The following is a 21,567-nucleotide window of genomic DNA, read 5'->3' on the forward strand; positions in this document are numbered from 1 at the left end:
CATGGACGCAATTACTATTGAAAATCTTGATGTGGTTTTTGGTCAACAGCAAACGCAAGCGCTGAACCTGCTAGACCAAGGTAAATCGCGACAAGAAATTATCGATGAAACTGGTCAGGTCGTCGGGGTTGATAACGTATCATTGAGCGTTAAACAGGGTGAAATTTGTGTACTGATGGGCTTGTCGGGCTCGGGTAAATCCAGCTTACTTCGTACCGTGAACGGGTTAAATAACATTTCCCGTGGTTCACTGAAAATCAAAGATGGTGACGACATGGTAGAACTCGCGAACTGTGATGAACAGACGCTTCGCCATTTACGTACTCATCGTGTTTCTATGGTATTTCAGAAGTTCGCTTTGATGCCTTGGTTATCGGTCTTAGATAACGTGGCGTTTGGACTGGAAATGCAAGGCATTGGCAAAGCTGAGCGTCGTGAAAAAGCACGTGCACAGTTAGAAATGGTGGGATTGTCAGAGTGGGAAAACAAGTTTCCTCATGAGCTTTCTGGCGGTATGCAGCAGCGTGTTGGCTTGGCTCGCGCCTTTTCGATGGACACTGACATCTTATTGATGGACGAACCGTTTTCAGCACTAGACCCATTAATTCGTGCGCAGCTTCAGGATGAACTGATTTTGCTCCAAGAGAAGCTGAACAAAACGATATTATTTGTAAGCCATGACTTGGATGAAGCACTTAAAATCGGTAACAACATTGCCATTATGGAATCGGGCAAACTGATTCAGCATGGCAAGCCAGAACAGATCATTCTGACACCAGAAAACGATTATGTGGCAGACTTTGTGGCACATACTAACCCGTTAAACGTGCTTAAAGGCCGTTCTTTAATGCAGTCGTGTGATGCTCTGGTACGTCAAGAAGAACGTGTTCTCATCTGTGCTGATAAAGACATTTGGGTGTCGCAAGATCCGAAAGGATTGAGGTTAATTGATACTGATAAGCTGTTGATCCTTTGGGATAGCGAATCATCGAACCTTGATGATGTGAAAGAAAATACGTTAGTTCAGGTTAGCCCGGATATCAGTATGCGTGAAGCGATAGAGCTTAAACAGCGCAGTAACCAGCCTTTATTGATGGTTGAAGATAACCAGTTGGTCGGCATATTGAGCGACAATGAGTTGTACAATGCACTACTGGGTAACTTCAGGTCAGATAAAGTGGCTTGATAACTCCAGAACAGAAAGTTCGGAGAATAAAAAGAGCCGCAGCTTTGGTACGCTGCGGCTTTTGTCTATCGAGTCGAAATTAATTTCAATTTACTCTGCTCATTGCTCTTTCTTTTCTTTGTCCTTGTTCACTGCTTTCGCAATAGCTTGTACCGCTTCAACTAAATTAATTGGCATCGGGAAAATAATTGTCGAAGTTTTATCGGTGGTAATTTCAGTTAGCGTTTGCATATAGCGCAATTGCAAGGCATTTGGTGCTTCATTTAGCATTTGTGCCGCTTCTTTTAACTTGTTAGACGCTTCTAATTCACCAGTCGCATGGATGATTTTTGCACGACGATTACGCTCCGCCTCGGCTTGACGAGCAAGCGCTCGAACCATACTTTCATTCAAATCGACATGTTTAACTTCAACGGTGGCTATTTTAATCCCCCAGTCATCCGTTTGTTGATCGAGGATGGACTGCAAATCTTTATTGAGTCGCTCTCGCTCAGAAAGAAGTTCATCTAGCTCATGCTGCCCTAATACTGAACGAAGCGTTGTTTGCGCTAACTGACTGGTCGCCTCGCTGTAGCTCTCAATATTGTTGATGGCCATTTGCGGGTCGACGACGCGAAAATAGACCACAGCGTTTACGCGAACAGACACATTATCTTTCGTGATAAGGTCTTGTGTCGGTACGTCCAACACGACAGTTCGCAGGTCTACGCGCACCATTTGTTGGATAAAGGGAATCAAGATGATCAGGCCAGGGCCTTTTACCTCTTGAAATCGACCCAAGAAGAAAATTACGCCACGTTCGTACTCGCGCAGAACTTTGAAAATTTGTGTCGCTAGTGCGATCAACAGAACCAGGATTACAGAAACAGTGTAGAGCAACATATTCGCCTCCTATTCATTAGGGCGGTCATTTGGCTTTACCGTTAAGGTTAGCCCTTTCACATTGACAACGGTAACTTGGTCACCTTGTTTGAGTCCTTGGTTTAATTCAGCTTTGGCGGTCCAAAATGCGCCATCCATTTGCACGCGACCTTCACCGTCAATGAAATCATCACTTACGACTGCTTGTTTGCCAGGGTAGGTTTCAAGACCAGTCGTGACCCTTCGGTGGCGTATTCTCACTAGCATACCGACAGTCAGAATGATCAGCGCAACTGAAAAAATGGCAAGGCCAAAGATTAAAGGCAATGCGACTTGAAAACCCGGTAAGTCACTGTCCATCAGGAATATCGAACCGAGAATAAAGGCAACCACACCGCCCAAGCCCAAAACTCCGAAACTCGGGCTAAATGCTTCGGCAATCATTAGCGCAATGCCGAGTAGTAGTAGCCCCAGACCAGCGTAGTTAACGGGCATCATCTGTAGTGCGTACATCGCAAGTAGCAAGCAGATGCCACCTAATACGCCGGGTAAGCCAATTCCGGGATTGTAGAACTCTAAAAGTAGACCATAGATACCAATAAGGATCAGAATGTAAGCAACGTTGGGATTGGTGATGACGGCAAGCATTTCCGCACGCCAATCAGGGACTCTTGCTACCCAGACAGGGTTTTCTAATGATAATGTCACGGGCTGATTGTTTATTTTAACGGTTGTTCCGTTAATAGTCTGAACCAGCTCTTCGGGTGAATTTGCTATATAGTCAATGACATTCAGTTTTAGCGCTTCCTGAGCGTCGAGACTTGCCGCTTCACTCACGGCTTTTTCCGCCCATTCAGCATTGCGATCGTGAAGCTTAGCCAACCCTTTTATATATGCTCTGGCGTCATTGATGACTTTCTTTTCCATCGCTGTTTTAGCCGGGACTTTTTCAGAGGTGCCATCTTCAGTTTCTTGTTGGTCTTTGGCTTTTTCGTTTTGATCATCGCTAGGGGAAGGGGATCCTGGTGCTCCACCACCCAATGCGACAGGGGTAGCAGCGCCAAGATTTGTAGCCTCTGCCATTGCTGCGACGTGGCTGGCAAGAAGAATATAAGTACCTGCACTGGCTGCTCGAGAACCCGATGGTCCAACCCATGTTGCGACGGGAATGGAGGAAGTAGTGATGGCATGAATAATGTCTCTCATCGAGCTATCCAGTCCGCCCGGTGTGTCCATCCTTAAAATGACTAAACTGACGTTTTCCTGCTGGGCTTGTTCTATTTCTCTGGAAAGGTAATCACTAATAGCGGGGCCAATAGCACCGTTGACCGGGACGATCCATACCGTGTTAGCCAATGCCTGACTAGCAAACAGGATAAGCGGTAATAGCCATATTCGTATCCATTTCATACAGTCCTCCTAGTACAGTGACAGGGACTTATTGAAAAGCTTATTTAAAGTATATACGCAAGTAACAGGGACAGTATGAGCACAGCGCTATAGATTTATTCATAGGGGTGGCAGTTTGAACAACCCGATACGGTTGTACAAAGGTTAACAAGGAGCGGGGAAAGAGTTGGAGCCATTTTCCCCCTCTATTAAAGCAACTCGCTGACCTGATGACCAGAGAACGTTTTAAGTACAGCATCCATTGGCATCGGTCTGTAAAAATAGAAACCTTGTAGGTTATTGATGTTCCAGACTTTGAGCTTACGCACCTGACTTGCTGTTTCTACGCCTTCAGCAACGATCGTTAGTCCTAACTCTTGCGACATATTGACGATGTTCCGCACCAGTGTTTTAGCTCGGTCATTGAATTCAATTTCATCAACGTATGACTTGTCTAATTTAACAATATCCAGCGGGAAGTTGCAGATACTGCTGAATGAGGAAAAGCCAGTACCGAAATCGTCCAGCGCAAGTAGAACGCCGAGGCGCTTTATCTCATTAATGCAGTGAATTGAGTCGGCTTCAGTCCCCATTAACATGCTTTCGGTAATTTCAAGCACAATACTCCCTGGAGAGATTTGGTACTCATCAATCAGCGTCGTAAGGTATGAAATAAGCCTTGAGTGATAAAAATGACGGGCACTCAAGTTAATGTGAACCGAAAGCTGCGGTAGTCCTTTAGCATGGCGAACTTGGTTAAGTTGTCCAATAAACGCACAAGATTGCTTGAGGATGGATTCCCCAAGCTCAATAATCAATTTTCCTTGCTCAGCGATAGGAATAAAAACGGTCGGCGACACCATGCCGAGATCCGGGTGTTGCCAGCGAGCAAGTGACTCAAAGCCAATCACCTCTTCGGTTTTTGCATCAACAATTGGCTGGAAATACGGAATGATGCCGTTTTGTTGTATTGCTTCTTCTAAATCACGGTTAATGATGTTCAAGGTCTCTGCTTGGACAGATAGCGCTTCATCAGTAACTAAAACTTCGCGAGCCTGACGTCCACGAATTGATTGTGCTGAGTGACGCGCAGCCAAAAGTAGATGTTCAAGAGGCTGGTGGGTGATCTTTGGATCCATCATCACTGCTTTAGTATCGAGTGATACGGTAATACCAGAAAATACCACCTTATAAGAAAGTTGGTGTAGTAGCCGGTTGGTCGCCTCTATGACTTCACTATGATTGGCCTCTCGTGGAATGAGTACTATAAACTCGTTCTCGCTGATTCGGCCAATTTGAAAAGCGCCTAAGTGCTCTCTCAGTATCTTTGCAATGTATTGGATTGCTTCATCAAAGACAAAGTGCCCGTATACTTCTGCAATTTGTTTTAGCTGTTTACTTTTGAGGAAAATGAACGAAAACTGGTTGGGTTGTGTTTGTACCAGTTTATCAAGCGCTTCAGCTATCACTGGGCGATTACAGAAACCCGATACAGGGTCTAAGTCGGTCAACTGTTGAATTTTTTCCGCTTGTTGCTTTGTTTCCCGGATATCCTGAATTAACAACATGATCGCACTCTGACCATCGTGCTGAATTAGTGCCGCTTCAATTAGACAGTCAATAGTATCGCCATGACCGTCGAGAAGTTGAGCTTCAAACAATGTTCGGCCGTTTTCTAACTCAATCAGCATCTCTTCGAGTCGAGATTCGCCTAGATTGTGAGAACAAAGGTATTCGAGAGGACGTTTAATCAAATCCGGCTTTTGATGATTGAGTATTTCTAACGCTCGGGGGTTGGCATCGACAATTTCACGCTCAATCACGAAAAGCATACCCAGCGAAGAACTATTATACAACGCGCTGAAGTTATGCATTGAATCCTTTAACTTCGATTGTGTCATCGATGTATTGTCAGAAAGCTTCTGCACCAGTTTAGACGCTAGTTCCAGTTCGTCAGCGCTAATTGACTGAACCCCTTCAAGCTTATATTCCGACGCGATTTTGTACATATTGTCAGCGAAGTGATTGAATCGAGCTGACACTTTTTTTCTGAAAATGAAAAACGTCGCCATTGCTATAATTGATGCCACCACCCCGACAGCGGCGAATAAGTAGAGAAATAAAGCATTACCTTTAGAGTAGTAATCACGTTTCATTTCTGTCTCTACCCATGCAATGGGAGAACCTTCCAGATCTCTCAACATGGAAGATTTTGTAATACCTGCCGAGGATTTTTTAATCTCTTGTACAAGATCATCGTCAGCTGGTGGAGAGAATAGGGGAGTTAATGAGTTTTGAGCGAAAAGAATAGACGTAAAGTCACCGGGAAAGCGTGTCGTCAAATTTTTTCCCCACAACAACCATCCATTTGAGGCAAGATTAGCCTCACTGTTTTTTACCGGAGTTAAACTCAGTCCCCAGATGGTTTGGTCGATTTTCAATAAACCAGAGAGGTGAGTCCGCTCAGCATCTGGCTCTTGTTTCATCGACGCAATATGCTGTTGAATGAGCGGGTGTCGTATCACTTTAGCCGATAAAGCAGACGATATTTCAGAGGGATTTTGTCGGGTTAGCGATAGCAATTCTTGTCCTGTAACCGTGACAAACGACATCATATCCAAACTCAACGAATTGAGAGTTTCTAAGTAGAGGTTTCGCTCGGTGTAACCTGTAATGTCGGGATCATCGAGAAACAGATCGTAAGTTTCATCCCAATATGCCCAGTCATAAGAGTTAGTTGTCTGTTGGGAGACCATCAAGTCAACCACAGCGAGTGCTTGCTGGTTTGCATGGTTAATTTCCATGTCTTCTAATTGATTGATGCTATACAGGAAAAAATAGCGACTTATAAATAAACAACTTAGTACCATTCCAAGCAAACCAAGTGAGAAGTATAAAGCCGTCTTATATCGAAGGTTTAAGTTAGATAAGCGAAATGTTTGCATTAAAAAATGGTTATAGGTATAAGTTTTGTGAAAGTGTATGGCATCTAATACTATATTTTTTTGATGTAAGTTCAAATTGTTAAATTTGGATTGGCGAAATATTTATACAGTGTTTCTGCATGAATTTTAGAATTGACAATGACTAGCTATTTCAACACCACATCGCCTGGCGGTCTTGGTTGGACACCCCCCTGTTTTGAAACGCTTTAAATTAAAAATGAGCGGGCGCTTATCTGTGTTTCTAAATCATATGGGTGATAGTAAACTGTCAAAAAACAAAGGAATTTGTCATGTTTATTGTTTACCGTTTAGCCAAATTAGCCATTATCTGTATGATCTTCTTTACCATTTATGATTTGATTGCCTATGGAGAGATCACTTGGTTCCATCGACTCTTGTCATATTTCAACTAATTTGAACCTTATGGCAGGTCGCTCAAACACCTGCCACACATTAGAGCAATACGCAGATATTCAAATAGATAGGAAGTTCGTATGAGTAACCACACCGCCATGGTTCAGTGGCAGCGCCAAGCAAGCGAGATTTTCAGCGATAATCAATACAGTCGCGCGCATACGTGGACGTTTGACGGCGGCTTGCAGGTGCCTGCTTCTCCGTCCCCTCATGTCGTACCTCTTCCTCTATCCGTGGCGGAAAACGTCGACCCAGAAGAAGCGTTTGTTGCGGCGCTTTCGAGCTGCCATATGTTGGTGTTTTTATCGATAGCCGCCAAACGTCGGTATGTCATCGACTCTTATATTGACGCTGCTGAAGGTGAACTCACAAAAGGGGACAATGGTAAAGAGTGGGTTTCTCGTGTGGAGCTGAATCCCAGCATCGTGTTTTCGGGCGACAAACAGCCCACGCACGAACAGTTAGAAAAAATGCATCATATGGCGCATGAAAACTGTTTTATTGCTAACTCTGTAAAAACTGAAGTAGTAACAAATATTCTTACGTAACCGAAATTCACCGTCCACTTTGGGTATTGCCTAGATAACATCGGCTAAATTCACTGAGACGCACGCGACAATGTCAGCTTATGTCGATGAGACGAAATGACATTGTTGTGCGTCAGCGCAAATGTCATTTGTTAAATTAATGTTATTGTTTGCATATGTTAACCCGACAAGATTAAGACATGACGAGCCGCACCCCTCTGGAGTCGTTTATTCAAACGGACGGCACCCCGACGTTTGGTCATCTTGAAGCAATGCCTAAGTCGTTACAGCTTGATCGCTTCGAATACCGGAATGAGATGGACCGACCTGCATCGAAATTGCGTAAGTATTTCGGCTACAAGCAATTCCAGTTTGTCTCTCTGGTTACTCCTGAGTATCTCATAGGCATTGCGATCGCTGATATTCGTTATTTGGCCTCCGGTTTTTGTTATCTTTATGACATTAAAAACAACGAACTCGTTGAACAACAGTGGCTGAAACCTTTCAATTTCGGTTATCAAACTGAGCCATCAAGTTGGTCAAGCTCCGCAACTTTGGCGGATGATGCGATCAAATTTTCCATCCAGGAAGGTACGTGGCACGTCCATTTTGTGTCTGGCTCAGTAAATGCGGTAATCAGCTTACATCCTGAACCCCAAAGCAGCCCGTTGATGTTATGCACGCCAACGGGTTACTCAGGCTGGACGTATACGCAAAAGCACAATGGCTTATCGGTCGCTGGTAACCTGTTTATTCTGGGTCAAGAGCAAGACCTGAGTAAAATTTCTGCAGGGTACGATTTTTCGGCAGGATACATGCGAAGAGAAACAAGTTGGCGATGGGCGAGTATCAACCATATGCAAGACTCCGATCGTTTAGGTCTTAATCTCGCCGTGGGTGTCAACGAAACGGGCTATTGCGAAAATGTGCTTTGGGTGAATGGTGAGCGTCATTTGCTGGCGCCGGTACACTTTCATTTTTCACGCAATAACCCACATGAAGAATGGAAAATTACCTCTCAGGATGGGCGAGTTGAACTCAATTTCACGCCGTTAAACTGTCGTTCAGAAAGAAAGAATTTCTGGCTTCTCAAAAGTAATTTTCGTCAATACATGGGACATTTTAATGGCTTTGTCATTGATGGAAATGGCAAGAAGCATGAGTTGAATGAAGTCGTCGGCTTAACCGAAGATCACTACGCAAAATGGTAGCAAAGAGATGGATTGGTCAATATTGATGGAGCGTCCTGAGCTGCTGCTTTTGATTCTGGCTCCAATATTTTTTCTCTGCATATTCTCAGAGTACTGGTTCGGCCAGCGCCGAGGTCGATTACCGAAGAACGCAACTTATGTCCTACCTGAAGTGACATGTAATTTTGTATTGGCCGGTCTTCACCAAGCGACAGATATTCTCGCAGGTTTGTTTATCTCTCAACTTTATTTATGGCTTTTTGGCTGGCGCTTATTTGACATTGAAATCAGTATTTCTACGTTCTTAATGCTCTTGGTTCTTCAAGATTTTTTCTATTATTGGTTTCATCGCGCTAGCCATCGTATTCGCTGGATGTGGGCGGCTCATGTTGTCCATCATAGCTCTGAAAGAATGAATTTTAGTACTGCATTTCGTCAAAGCTTAATGTATCCGCTTGCCGGTATGTGGATCTTTTGGTTGCCTTTAGTGGTGATAGGCTTTGAACCGAAATGGGTGATCTTCGCGGTATTGCTCAATCTGGGGTTACAGTTTTTTGTTCATACTCAGTCGATACGCTCGCTTGGTCCATTGGAATGGGTATTTAATACCCCGTCTCACCATCGTGTACATCACGGTATCAATCGACAATACATAGATAAAAACTATGCGGGCGTACTTATCATCTGGGATCGTATGTTTGGTTCTTTTGAGCCAGAGGTCGAAACGGTACGTTATGGGATATCTAAACCAGTGAACAGCTTTAACCCTATAAAAGTGACCTTTGCCGAGTGGCAGGATATGTTTCGAGACGTCTGCCAGCCCTCGCTAACGTGGCGTCAACGCTGGCAATGTTTGTTTTCACCACCAACGGATAGCGAACGACAGGAGGAGCGTTAAACATCAATAATCAACCGGTGCCGTTAGTCGTTTTCCGGGAACACCTCTTGCCAACTTAGTCGAATATAACCTTGCTCACACTTTTCACTCTTACTCCGAAAGGCAAAAACGGCGCACCGAATGTCAAAGTATGACGCCCAAAAACTCAATAGTATTTGCTTAAACCCAAGTCAACGAAAAGATGCTTGGTTATGAGTGAACGACTTTGAATAAATTGTCTTTATCTCTGCATCATTTCCCCCCAAATTGGTGCACGTGATAACGCTCCGAATTTTGCATCTTGAAGTTGCTTGGGTATGACGTGAATGCAAAGGAGTAAAAGGGATGTTAAAGACCAAATTAAGTGTTGTGTCGGTGATGGTAGCGACCGCACTGCTCGCGGGCTGTAATGACAGCGATACAGATACCATATCTGATAATGAGCGTCTTGAAGCGCAGGCTCAAGAGATAGTATCTAAGATGACGTCAGACGAAAAACTAAAAATGGTTATCGGCCCTGGCTTTTTCTCACAGCCAGTAAACCTAGACCCAGATAAAGCAGTTGCAGGTACCGTTGGTTATATTAACGGCGTTATGAATGAGGAAACTGGCCTAGATGTTCCTGCTATTAAGTTAATGGATGGTCCGGCTGGTATTCGTATCGCAGCGACAATTGAAGGTGATCCTAATACTTATTATGCAACCAACTTTCCATCAGCGACGGTGTTAGCGTCTACTTGGAACGCCGACTTAGTTCAAAGAGTGGGTGATGCTGCTGGTGAAGAAGGCAAAGAATACGGTGTAGATATCTGGTTAGCACCAGGTATGAACATTCAACGTCACCCATTAGCGGGTCGTAACTTTGAGTATTTCTCGGAAGATCCACTCATTAGTGGTGTGATGGGTGCAGCCATTGTTAATGGTGCGCAAAGCCACGGCATTGGTACAACTATCAAACACTACGTAGCGAATAACTCTGAGACGTTGCGTCGTACTTCAAATACCGTCATTACCCCTCGAGCGATGCGAGAGATTTATTTGCGTGGTTTCAAATATACCATTCAGCACGCACAGCCTTGGGCGATAATGTCATCGTACAACTCAGTTAACGGCGAAAACGTTGGTGAGCGCGCTGACTTAATGAACACCATTGCTCGTGATGAGTGGGGCTTTGAAGGTCTCGCGATGAGTGACTGGTGGGCTGGTTGGGATCCTGTCGAGATGTTGAAAGCGGGCACGGATGTCATCGAGCCGGGTGGTCAATGGCGTTTTGGTGGTAGTGATGATTGGGGGCCTTACCTTGTAGATGCTTATGCGAAAGGCGAGTTGACTGATGAAGTACTCGATAAAAATATCGTTAGAATACTGAAACAATCACTTAAAACACCAAGTGCTCTAGGTACTCCGTTTACCAGAACGCCAGATTTGGCAGCGCATGCGGAAGTCGCTCTTCAGGCGGCCGAAGAAGGCATTGTAATGCTGAAAAATAATGCTGCATTACCAGTGGCAACAACTTCTAGCATCGCAACATTTGGTATTGGTCAGTACGCTACACTTCCTGTTGGTGGCGGTAGTGGTTCGGTTACAACAGAACACATCGTTAGCTTTAATGAAGGTCTAAGTGAGAAATATACGCTTAACGCTGATCTAGAAGCTCTATACACCAGCGCGTACAACACTTCCGTAGCGACTGGTTCTATGGATGTACATGACGATGAGTTTAACCCTGAGAAATACTGTGTAGGTGGCGGCGCTGCTGGTGAGACCAACCTGGCTGGTTCATTTGCTGTGTGTCGTGAACCGGTCATTGCCGATTCTGCTATTGATGCTGCTGCTGAAACTAATGATGTGGCGGTAATTACAATCACTCGTACTACGGCAGAAGGTTCGGACAACCCAGAACGTATGGATGAGCTAGAGAATCCAATGTCTGAAGGTTACTACCTAAATTCAGTTGAACGTTCACTTATTAGTCGTGTATCTGATAAGTTCCACGCTCAAGGTAAGAAAGTTGTGGTGATTCTAAACGTAGGTAACTCAATTGATACGGCAGAATGGCGTGATGAAGTCGATGGTATCTTAGTGACTTACTTGCCGGGTCAGACAGCCGGTACTGCGGTAGCTAATATCATCTCGGGTGAAGTGAATCCAAGTGGTAAGTTAGCGCAGACGTTCCCAATGGGTCTGGATACTGTTTCAAGTTACTCTGAAGATGGTGGTTCATTCCCTGGTAAGTTTGAAGATGGCCAAAAAGTCAACGCTGGGCCTCATGATGCTCCCGAGTTGAATTACAATACATGTTTTGTTCTTGCTGACGCTGGTTGTGACGAGCGTGACTTTAACCAGTACTACAGCGATGACATCTATGTCGGTTACCGTTACCACTCAACTTTCGATGTAGATGTTGCCTACCCGTTTGGTTTTGGTTTGTCGTACACCACATTTGACTTTGCGAACGCAGCAGTAGTTTCAAATACGCTTAATTCTGAAGGTGCGAATGGTAGCGTATCTATTACCGCGACAGTTCGAAATACTGGTGGTTACGCAGGTAAAGAAGTCGCTCAGGTTTACGTAGCGGCTCCAGATGTTAAATTGGCTAAGCCTGCAATTGAATTGAAAGCATTTGATAAAACAGATGAAATTGCTGTTGGTGGCCAACAGACGCTTACATTCGATATTTCAGCCGAAACTTTAGCGAGCTTTAACGAAGCGAGTGACCAATGGATTATTGAGCCAGGTAGTTATACCGCTTATGTGGCTAACTCTTCAGGCCTTGATGGTAGCCAGGTTGTTACTTTCTCGATTGACAATGAAATTGTCGTCAGTGAAACAACTCCGGGGACTATTGATCTGCAACCAGAATACGGCCCTCTGCTAGAACAAAGATTGTTAAAAAAGCAGTAAACGTTAACTGACTATTAATTCTTTAACTCAAGAGGTGGACTTTGGTTCACCTCTTTTTGTTTTGTGGCACATAAAATCAGAAAAAACGTGTTGTTTTCTTAATCGACGTGGATTCAGGATCACAAATTTATCTAAAAAAACAAGATCACTATCATGATTTTTATCAATTTGTGACGTTTGATAGATACAAAGGCCCTATAATAAACAATTATTTCACGGTTCAAAAATAATTAGTTGAGTCTGTTATGGGATATTCTGTTTCAAGTTTATTAATAAATCGAAAAGTGAGCTTATTGTCTTCAATTGGTGTGGACGTAGACTCTATTATTTCACAGTGCAATATTAATAAACTAAATTTAACGAATCCAAATGGTCGAATTCCTTATCAACAGAGCAAAGAATTTATTATTAAAACATCTGAATATAATCGTCATATTTATAAAGATTACTCTTCTGTTACCGGTTTATATGATTTATTTCCTCAGTTATTTAATTTGTCTTTAAATGAATCAAATGCCGTTAACGCCATTGATAGCTTTTTAAAATACAGATTCATTATTGGCGATAGCGACCATTGTCACATGGATGTTGTCGATGACAAAATTTGCATTGAGTACAGCAATACCGATCCTGCTGCACCAATGAACGGTTCTGTGGGGCACTTCCTTTTGATTCGTGACATTCTGAACAAGTACGTCGATGATATTGAATGCAGTATTATGTTCGACAGTTCAATCAAGTTAGGCAAAAACTTTACTAACGATCAATTTGAATCAAACTGTCTATTTGGCCAAAATAAAAATCAAATGATCATAAAGTCATCTTCTTTGTTCGAAAAAAACAATTCGTTCAATGAGTATTTGCATGGATTACAAAAGAATAATATTGAACAACTTCGCAAGCAAATTCAAACTACTCATGGTTTTTCAAACGTGGTTAAGGAAATCATTAAAAGTCTAATTGAAGAAAAATACTTTATAAATGATTTATCACTTCTAGAAGAGGTTTGCCATAAAGTTGGCGTGAGCCGATGGACATTAAATAGAAAATTAAATGCAGAAAAAACGTCTTTTAGTGAATTAGAAAAAGACATCAAGATGGAGAAAGCTTGTTTATTATTGGGAAGTACAAATAAGTCAATAAGTGAAATTAGCGAGTTATGTGGTTTTTCATCACAGTCTAACTTTACAAAATTTATGCGTAAAAACCACGATATGTCTCCTGTACAGTACCGTAAAGCGTATTCAAGTTAACTTCATTCCACTACCATTTTCGTTTTATTGGTTATCTATCATCCAGACTGCGGCCTCTAAGCGGGAACTGACGTTGAGCTTTTTCAAAAGATTTTTGACATGGACTTTTACTGTCGAGTCTGTGATGCTCAATTCGTGAGCGATGAGCTTATTACTCATACCTTTAGAGATGAGTGATAGAATTTCAAGTTCGCGACTGGTGAGCGTTTTGAGAGGGCTTTCTTGCGCAGGTTTTTTCGGTTTATTGCATGACTGAAGCAGTACTTTGGTCAGTCGGTCAGACAAGGCAAGTTGGCCTAGTACGGCTTGTTTTATGTTAGTCACAATGTCTTCTGGTTCCATGTCTTTCAGCAGATAACCATCCGCACCACTGGAAATTGCGTTAAGAACATCATCTTCATTGTCCGAAACGGTCAGCATCACAACACGTGAGGTGACGCCTTTTTCTCTCATTTGGCGAACAGTTTCTAAGCCGTCTATTCCTTGCATGTTAAGATCGAGAATAATCAAGTCCGGATCATGCTCTACGGCACCTTCAATTGCATCAGTTCCGTTGCTGTATTCACAAATCACTTGCAAACCTTCTTCCAAGGCAATCAGTTGTCGCAACCCACTGCGAAATAGCGGGTGATCGTCGACCAACATTATCGTTGCTTCTTCTGAGCTCACCGTTAACTCCTTTAACGCTTCCATGTGTTTATTACTTTATCATCATGATTTAGGGCCACTAAATCTACAATTATTTTTAGCTTCGGAAAAATTCTCTTACTTCTTGCGGTTAATTGGGGGTAAAGCGCAGTAAAAGTAGCCCTTCAAGCACTGCAGCAGTGCAAGCGAGCAAAGCAAGGGACTTCCAAAATAAAATGGGGTTACGCTTTAATAAAGGTTTGTTGTCGACACCGTTTAATAGTTGGGTATTGGGCGTGAAAAGATCAGCAATAAAATCACCAAGAGCCTGATACCGATTAGCTGGAATCTCGGCGGTCGCCTTTTTAAACGCGAGATCTACCCATAGCGGAATATCTTCCCGATACTCTTTTATTGAGTGGTAATCCCACCTGACGTGCCGAGCCTGCTGCAGCGTTTGCTGTGAATGTTCCTTATACGGCAGATGAGCGGTGAGCATTTCGTAGCCCATAATGCCGATAGAAAAGAGATCAGAGAGTGTACTCGCTTCCCCAGTATTGATGTACTCGGGAGCCGTATAGTTGACCGATCCAAGCGGAAACGACGTGGCTTCTTCTTGTTGTATCTCGCGCAGGCCCTTTGCCTCAACCGTACCAAAATCGATGATCTTTACCTCACGATTTGGTGTGATCATGATATTTTCGGGTTTCAAATCGCGATGCACCATATCCGCACGTTGGAAAACCCGAACTGCTTTTACGATGCCATCCAGTATTTCACGCACTGAATCCAAAGGTGGGTTAGGGTGGTCATGCATCCATTGGCGCAGCGTTATTCCCTCAATGTACTCGCAAACCTGATAGATGAATTTTGAATGAACGGGCCTTGGATACATCTTCATTACTCGGCGACTGTCCAATTGAGTCGAGAACCATTGCTCGTTGGCAAATCGTTTCAATGTCTCCGGGTCGTCACTGTAATTGAGTGAAGGCGCTTTGATAATAACATTGCCACCTTTTTGTCGATCAAAAGCAAGATAGACGTGGCTGCGTGGGCCTTCGTAGAGGGTATCTAATATTTCAAAATGATCGAGGCTTTGACCCTGGTGTAATGCTGGTGGAATGTTGTTCGCGAGTAAGGCTGTTTGGTATTCAGTTAAGTTGAAGCTGGGTAATTCTTTTACCTTCAATACGGTACAGCTTACATTGTCAGTGCTTCCTTTGAATAAAGCGTTGTTACATAAAGCCTCTGATAGGGCTTTAGAGGAGTCTGCGCTGCTAATTTGTTGTTTGATTTCCTCATGAGTTAAGGTCTCATGCACCCCATCTGTGGTTAAAACTATGGTGTCGTTTTCTTTGAGCGCTAATGTGAGAAAGTCGATTTCGACTTTTTCATCCATACCAAGGGCTCGGGTCAGATAACTTTGGTGGCCGAAATTAGTGCGTTGATGATCCCGGGTTAGGAGAGTCAGAGTGCCATCGCGATAGAGATACACTCTGCTATCACCAACGTGAAAAATGTATCCAGTATTGGATTTAATCACAATGGCACTAAAAGTTGTCACCATGCCATTATGGTAAAGTTGATCTTTGCCCTGACTATAGAGCCAACTATTTAAACTGGTGAGTAATTCAATCGCAGAACGCTTAATGCTCCAGCTTGAGGGGGTTGCATAGTAATCGGTAACAAATTGAGTGGTGGCGGTCTGGCTGGCTTGTTGAGCATGATTACTGCAACTTACGCCATCAGCAATACAAGCTACCACCCCTTTGTGAATCAATTCATCACGAGTCGTTGGATACTTGACGATAAAGGCGTCTTGATTTTCGTCTCGCTTACCCACCAAAGAGCATCCGGAAAATTCGATATGTTGTATTTCTTGAGCTGACTTTTCCTGAACTAACATTGATACCTTCCTTGCCGCACTTTCCCACAATAAAAACAAACAAGAACAAAAGCCCAACCAAAACTGGTCGAGCTCTTGAACGATATTGAGGCATTACTTAATTTGGTGATTCTTTGCATATATAAATCAGTAAAGCTCAATATCTCCCGATAAACCTCTAATACTGATGCAATTTAGTGAGACACATCAATCAGAGTGACGCTACCATCTTCGTTAACCTCTGCAATTTTTCCTGATGGCTCTTCCATAAACATCAGAGCAGCAAACCCGATCACTGCAGTACCAGCAATCACGAAGAAGAAGGTTTGGTATGAGACAAACGATAAGATGGTCAGATAAGTCACCGCACCAACATTGCCGTACGCGCCTGTCATACCTGCGATTTGCCCCGTCATTCGACGCTTGATAAGTGGAACTGTTGCAAATACCGCGCCTTCACCTGCCTGCACAAAGAATGAACAAGACATTGCAGCAGCCACAGCTAACCAAACTGGCCAGCTTTCATTGACTTGTCCCATCAGGAAATAACCCACGGCAAGGCCTGCTGTCAGAATGAGTAGTGTCAGTTTACGACCAAACTTATCTGAGATTAGACCACCACCCGGACGCGACATCAGGTTCATAAATGCGTAAGCGGATGCCACCATGCCTGCCACGACCGGTGATAGTTCAAAGGTTTCAGAAAAGAAAAGTGGCAACATGGAAATTACAGCGAGTTCAGAGCCAAATGTTGCAAAGTACAGGACGTTTAGAACCGCTACTTGCTTGAACTTGTACTGATGAATAGGTTCAACGGGCTTTTTGAAAATCGATTTGTTGACCTTCCAAACCTGATTAGCGTCGATGACGTAAAGCAACGCGAGGCCCGCGTAAATCGCGTTTACCACACCTTGTTCAAGCATATTGATATTGCTTGGTGACAACTTCCATGCCAGTAGTGCGAGTACAGCGTACATTGGTACTTTCATCGCTAAAAGAAAGAAGAAATCGCCTTTTGATGTCACTTCCATTGCTGACAAGTGTTTAGGTCGGAAGTAAGTTGCGCCCTTTGGTGTGTCAGACACGTTCTTGTAAAACACAACAGAGAACAGAAGGCTCATTACACCCGTCAAAGCGATCGCATAGCGCCAGCCGTCTTCGCCACCAAAGACTAATGCTAGAGTTGGTAGTGTAAATGCGGCTGCTGCAGAGCCAAAGTTACCCCAACCACCATAAATGCCTTCCGCGGTTCCGAGTTGATTATGCGGAAACCATTCCGAAACAAGACGAATACCGATAACGAAACCTGCACCGATAAAGCCAAGCAGGAATCGTGCAATAGCTGCTTGTATAAACGAATCTGCAAAGGCGAACATAAAACATGGGATGGAGCAGATAGCCAGCAGTGCTGAATACACAATTCGCGGACCAAATCGATCGGTAAACATGCCGATAAGCACGCGCGCTGGGATAGTCAGTGCAACGTTTAGAATCAACAAGGTTTTAATTTCCTGGCTTGAAAGGCCAAGTGATTCTTTGACCATTTGTAGCAACGGTGCAAAGTTAAACCAAACAACAAAGGTAATAAAAAATGCCATCCAGCTTAAATGGAGGATCTTCATTTTTCCACTAAAAGAAAAGAGGGTGAATTTTGAGCTTTCCATGTTCAATAATCCTTATAAGATTCATTTCGAAGGCATTGCCTTGATTGTGTTGTAAAGGCAATGCCACAGTTTTTGGCGTTTGCTTCTCGTTACTGTCTCAGTTCGATCATGCCGTTGTTATTTCGTACTTCATAAATTGGCACGTTATACTCTGGGTTTTCGATGCATTTGCCTGTTTCCAGACAAAAATGTTGTTTGTATAAAGGCGAGGCAACACACAATATCTCTCCCACACAGCCAAGAATCCCTCTCGATAAAATATTGGCTTTACCAATAGGGTCAAAGTTAGAAATGGCGTGCAAAGAGTTAGTGCGCTGGCTGAAAAACACCGCGATTTGTTTATCATCTACTTTGGCGCAAACTCCGGTGTTGGGTGCGATGGCAGTTGATTCACAGATTGATATCCAGTTACTCATATCGATTCTCCTAAAATTAAATATCCAGATTGGTATCAGCTAACTTCGACTACTTCGATAGCAAGCTCGTCTGCTGTGTTTTTCGGAAATTTCTGTTCTCTGATGGTAACGAACTGAAGTGATTCATCACGATCAGGGCTGTTAATGAAATGGCTGAATCGACGCAGTTTCTCTGGAGATTCCAAGGTGGTTTTCCATTCGCACTGGTAATTTGCCAGGCTGTCTTGCATCGATTTTTCCAGCTCATCTGCTAACCCAAGTTTGTCGTCAATCACCACTTCTTTGAGATAGTCAATGCCGCCTTCGAGGTTCTCAAGCCAGACGGAAGTGCGCTGCAGTCTGTCTGCTGTGCGGATGTAGAACATCAGAACGCGATCGACATACTTAATTAACGTTTCGTCATCCAGGTCTGTGGCCAGTAAATCGGCATGGCGAGGGCGCATACCGCCGTTACCACAGACATAGAGGTTCCATCCTTTGTCTGTCGCTATCACACCGATATCTTTTGACTGGGCTTCAGCACATTCACGGGTACAGCCAGATACAGCAAATTTAAGCTTGTGAGGGGAGCGAAGGCCTTTGTAACGATTTTCCAAATCGATAGCGAAACCGACACTATTACCAACGCCGTAGCGACACCAAGTGCTGCCTACGCATGATTTTACGGTACGAACGGATTTACCGTAGGCGTGGCCAGTCTCAAAGCCCGCATCAACGAGTCGTTTCCATATTAAAGGCAAGTCATTGAGCTGTGCACCAAACAGGTCGATTCGCTGGCCACCAGTGACTTTGGTATAAAGGTCGAAATCACGAGCGACTTCGCCAATTACGATGAGTTTCTCAGGGGTAATTTCACCTCCGGCGACTCTTGGGACGACAGAGTAGGTACCATCTTTCTGCATGTTACCAAGATAAATATCGTTGGTATCCTGAAGCTCAATATGATCATCGTGCAAGATATAGTCGTTCCAGTAGGAAGCTAAGATAGAACCTGCGGTAGGTTTACAGACTTCGCAGCCAAGCCCTTGACCGTATTGCTCTAACAGCTCATCGAACGTTTTGATTTTGTTTACACGAATAAGATCACTGAGTTCCTGACGTGAATAAGCAAAATGCTCACAAACATGATTGTTCACTTCCACGCCTAGCTTTTCTAATTCGCTGTCGAGTACTTGTTTTGCCAGTGCACTACAACCGCCACAACCTGTTGACGCGTTAGTCGTCTCTTTTAGCGCCGCCATCGTTGTGCAGCCAGCAGCTACAGCTTGTTTAATCGAGCCTTTGGTCACATCGAAACATGAACAGATAACAGCACTGTCAGGCAGAGCGTCAATACCCAGACCAGCAGATTCATCTTCAGCCACATTAGGCAGAATTAGCACGGATGGGTTCTCTGGTAATGGAAGATCGTTCTGGCGAATCTGTAACAGATTTCCGTAGGCAGTCGCATCACCGACTAAGACGGCACCAACAATTTTCTTTTTATCTTCAGAGACGATCAGGCGTTTGTAAACTTGTTCAATTTCATCTTTGTATGTGTATGACAAAGCACCTGCAGTCTGGCCATGGACGTCACCAATACTCGCGACATCGACACCCATTAATTTCAATTTGGTGCTCATATCTGCGCCCGTAAATTGGGCTGCTTCATCAATGCTAAGGATATGTTGAGCTGCAACCTTCGCCATTTGGTAGCCTGGCGCTACCAGGCCAAAAATACGTTGCTCCCACAATGCACATTCACCAATCGCATAGATATCGTCGTAGTTTGTTTGACAGTGGTTGTTAATCACAATGCCGCCACGCTCACCGATCTCTATGGAGCTATTACGAGCTAACTCGTCTTGTGGGCGAATGCCTGCCGAAAAGACGATCATGTCGGTATCAATATGAGTGCCGTCGGAAAAATTCATTCTGTAACGGCATTCGTTACCATCGATAATTTCTGTAGTCGCTTTTTCTGTATGAACGGTAACACCCAGTGCTTCAATTTTACGGCGAAGTAAATCACCACCATCCTGGTCAAGCTGAACAGCCATTAGACGTGGGGCAAACTCAACAACATGCGTTTCTAGCCCCAGGTTTTTGATTGCATTCGCTGCTTCCAGACCCAGAAGACCACCACCAATCACCACACCAACTTTGCTTTCTTTACTTGAGCGTTCGATTTCGTCCAGATCTTCGATGGTTCTGTAGACATGGCAGAACTCTTTTTCGTTTCCAGGAATTGGTGGCACAAACGGGTACGAGCCTGTCGCAAGCACCAATTTGTCATAATTTTCTACACGGCCTGAAGAAGTGACAATTTGTTTGTCGTCTGGATTTACTTGACTCACTTTCTCATTCAGCAGGTACTTAATGCCGTTTGACTGGTAGTAACCTTCGCTGGTTAACGACAGATCATCGACTGTTTTGCCTGTAAAATATGAGGTCAACTGAACACGGTCATAAGCCAGACGTGGCTCTTCAGAAAATGTCACGACTTCAATGTTGTTCTGCTCAGACTGGATCAACGTGTCTATAAATTTATGGCCAACCATTCCGTTACCGACCACAATGATTTTTTGCTTACTCATAATCTCATTCCCTTAGTGATTCTGACTTTTCATGGCCGTGTAATTAGGCGCTTCTACGTAAACTTGATTCGGAAAGAACTTCCATATTCTTGTTATTAAGTTGTTGTAACCAATGCATTTGGCTTGATACGGTGACAACGTCACCTATTACAATTAAGGCCGGAGACTTTATTGAATGACGCGTTATCAATTCGGATAGTTCGGATAACTCACCTATGATCGTTCTTTGTTGTGGCGTACAGCCGTTTTCAATAATCGCGACTGGTTTGTCGGCGTTCATACCTGAGCTGGTTAGTTGCTGCTGTATGAGTGGCGCTTTGGTCAGGCCCATATAAATGACTAACGTTTGGTTGAGTTGGGCTAACGCCGACCAGTTAATTTCAAGCTTCTTGTCCGCGTGAGCGGTGATGAATGTACAACCCTGCGCTAAGCCTCGGTGGGTTAGGGGGATGTTGGAGTAAGTTGAACACCCTGAAGCGGCGGTAATGCCCGGAACTACGTTGACATTAATTCCCAGTTTGGTGAGAAATAGCATTTCTTCTCCGCCACGCCCAAACACGAACGAGTCTCCGCCTTTTACACGGCATACGTTATTTGCATCGAGCGCAAAATTAGCGATTAACTGGTTGATTTCTTCTTGTTTATAGCTATGGCAGCCTTTTGCTTTTCCGACATAAACAAGCTTGCAATGGGAAGGGAACAGAGCACGTATATCCTCACTGACTAGGTTGTCGTACACGATGACATCCGCATGCTCAATCGCCTTAATCGCCTTAACGGTAAGTAAGTCTGGATCACCTGGCCCAGCGCCTACTAAGGATACATTTCCAATAACTGAATGTTCTGTATTCAT

The 21,567-nt window shown here is 43.8% G+C and carries 16 protein-coding genes; 7 read left to right on the plus strand and 9 right to left on the minus strand.

Features of this window, described 5'->3' with window-relative positions; translation table 11 throughout:
* Window position 1: 1 nt before the first annotated feature.
* Window positions 2-1,186, plus strand: a complete 1,185-nt coding sequence (gene choV, locus V1U08_RS00420) for a choline ABC transporter ATP-binding protein (RefSeq protein WP_014233985.1) — start codon at window positions 2-4, stop codon at window positions 1,184-1,186.
* A gap of 99 nt (window positions 1,187-1,285) precedes the next feature.
* On the opposite strand, the gene V1U08_RS00425 is transcribed toward choV, so the two are convergent.
* From V1U08_RS00425 to V1U08_RS00435, 3 genes are all read right to left on the minus strand, one after another.
* On the minus strand, window positions 1,286-2,068 hold the full coding sequence (locus tag V1U08_RS00425; RefSeq protein WP_330469611.1) for a slipin family protein: 783 nt from the start codon (window positions 2,066-2,068) through the stop codon (window positions 1,286-1,288).
* Between the two features lie 9 nt (window positions 2,069-2,077).
* Entirely contained in the window at window positions 2,078-3,457 is a 1,380-nt protein-coding gene (locus tag V1U08_RS00430) for an NfeD family protein (RefSeq protein ID WP_330469612.1), read from the minus strand.
* A 188-nt stretch (window positions 3,458-3,645) separates the two neighbouring features.
* Entirely contained in the window at window positions 3,646-6,306 is a 2,661-nt protein-coding gene (locus tag V1U08_RS00435; protein ID WP_330469613.1) for a bifunctional diguanylate cyclase/phosphodiesterase, read from the minus strand.
* Between the two features lie 365 nt (window positions 6,307-6,671).
* On the opposite strand from V1U08_RS00435, the gene V1U08_RS00440 reads away from it, so the two are divergent.
* From V1U08_RS00440 to V1U08_RS00465, 6 genes are all read left to right on the plus strand, one after another.
* Complete coding sequence (locus tag V1U08_RS00440; RefSeq protein ID WP_014233989.1) at window positions 6,672-6,794, plus strand: membrane protein; 123 nt, start codon at window positions 6,672-6,674, stop codon at window positions 6,792-6,794.
* An 81-nt stretch (window positions 6,795-6,875) separates the two neighbouring features.
* Window positions 6,876-7,343 (plus strand): OsmC family protein, encoded by a 468-nt coding sequence (locus tag V1U08_RS00445; RefSeq protein ID WP_330469614.1) that lies wholly within the window; start codon window positions 6,876-6,878, stop codon window positions 7,341-7,343.
* A gap of 179 nt (window positions 7,344-7,522) precedes the next feature.
* Window positions 7,523-8,533 carry a DUF2804 domain-containing protein gene (locus tag V1U08_RS00450; protein WP_330469615.1) on the plus strand — a complete coding sequence of 337 codons (1,011 nt, stop codon included), beginning with the start codon at window positions 7,523-7,525 and terminating at the stop codon, window positions 8,531-8,533.
* A gap of 7 nt (window positions 8,534-8,540) precedes the next feature.
* Window positions 8,541-9,410 (plus strand): sterol desaturase family protein, encoded by an 870-nt coding sequence (locus V1U08_RS00455; RefSeq protein WP_263839749.1) that lies wholly within the window; start codon window positions 8,541-8,543, stop codon window positions 9,408-9,410.
* A gap of 324 nt (window positions 9,411-9,734) precedes the next feature.
* On the plus strand, window positions 9,735-12,293 hold the full coding sequence (locus V1U08_RS00460; protein ID WP_330469616.1) for a glycoside hydrolase family 3 C-terminal domain-containing protein: 2,559 nt from the start codon (window positions 9,735-9,737) through the stop codon (window positions 12,291-12,293).
* Window positions 12,294-12,538: 245 nt separating this feature from the next.
* On the plus strand, window positions 12,539-13,546 hold the full coding sequence (locus V1U08_RS00465; protein ID WP_330469617.1) for a helix-turn-helix domain-containing protein: 1,008 nt from the start codon (window positions 12,539-12,541) through the stop codon (window positions 13,544-13,546).
* 24 nt (window positions 13,547-13,570) lie between these two features.
* Here V1U08_RS00465 and narL read toward each other — a convergent pair whose 3' ends face one another.
* From narL to cobA, 6 genes are all read right to left on the minus strand, one after another.
* Complete coding sequence (gene narL / locus V1U08_RS00470; protein WP_014233995.1) at window positions 13,571-14,239, minus strand: two-component system response regulator NarL; 669 nt, start codon at window positions 14,237-14,239, stop codon at window positions 13,571-13,573.
* 85 nt (window positions 14,240-14,324) lie between these two features.
* Entirely contained in the window at window positions 14,325-16,079 is a 1,755-nt protein-coding gene (locus V1U08_RS00475; RefSeq protein ID WP_330469618.1) for a bifunctional protein-serine/threonine kinase/phosphatase, read from the minus strand.
* A gap of 173 nt (window positions 16,080-16,252) precedes the next feature.
* On the minus strand, window positions 16,253-17,722 hold the full coding sequence (locus V1U08_RS00480; protein WP_020333804.1) for a NarK family nitrate/nitrite MFS transporter: 1,470 nt from the start codon (window positions 17,720-17,722) through the stop codon (window positions 16,253-16,255).
* A gap of 89 nt (window positions 17,723-17,811) precedes the next feature.
* On the minus strand, window positions 17,812-18,138 hold the full coding sequence (gene nirD / locus V1U08_RS00485) for a nitrite reductase small subunit NirD (RefSeq protein ID WP_014233998.1): 327 nt from the start codon (window positions 18,136-18,138) through the stop codon (window positions 17,812-17,814).
* A 35-nt stretch (window positions 18,139-18,173) separates the two neighbouring features.
* Complete coding sequence (gene nirB, locus V1U08_RS00490; RefSeq protein ID WP_330469619.1) at window positions 18,174-20,714, minus strand: nitrite reductase large subunit NirB; 2,541 nt, start codon at window positions 20,712-20,714, stop codon at window positions 18,174-18,176.
* A gap of 43 nt (window positions 20,715-20,757) precedes the next feature.
* Entirely contained in the window at window positions 20,758-21,567 is an 810-nt protein-coding gene (gene cobA / locus V1U08_RS00495) for a uroporphyrinogen-III C-methyltransferase (protein WP_014234000.1), read from the minus strand.

Source organism: Vibrio sp. YYF0003 (genome assembly GCF_036350715.1).
Taxonomy (GTDB): domain Bacteria; phylum Pseudomonadota; class Gammaproteobacteria; order Enterobacterales; family Vibrionaceae; genus Vibrio; species Vibrio natriegens.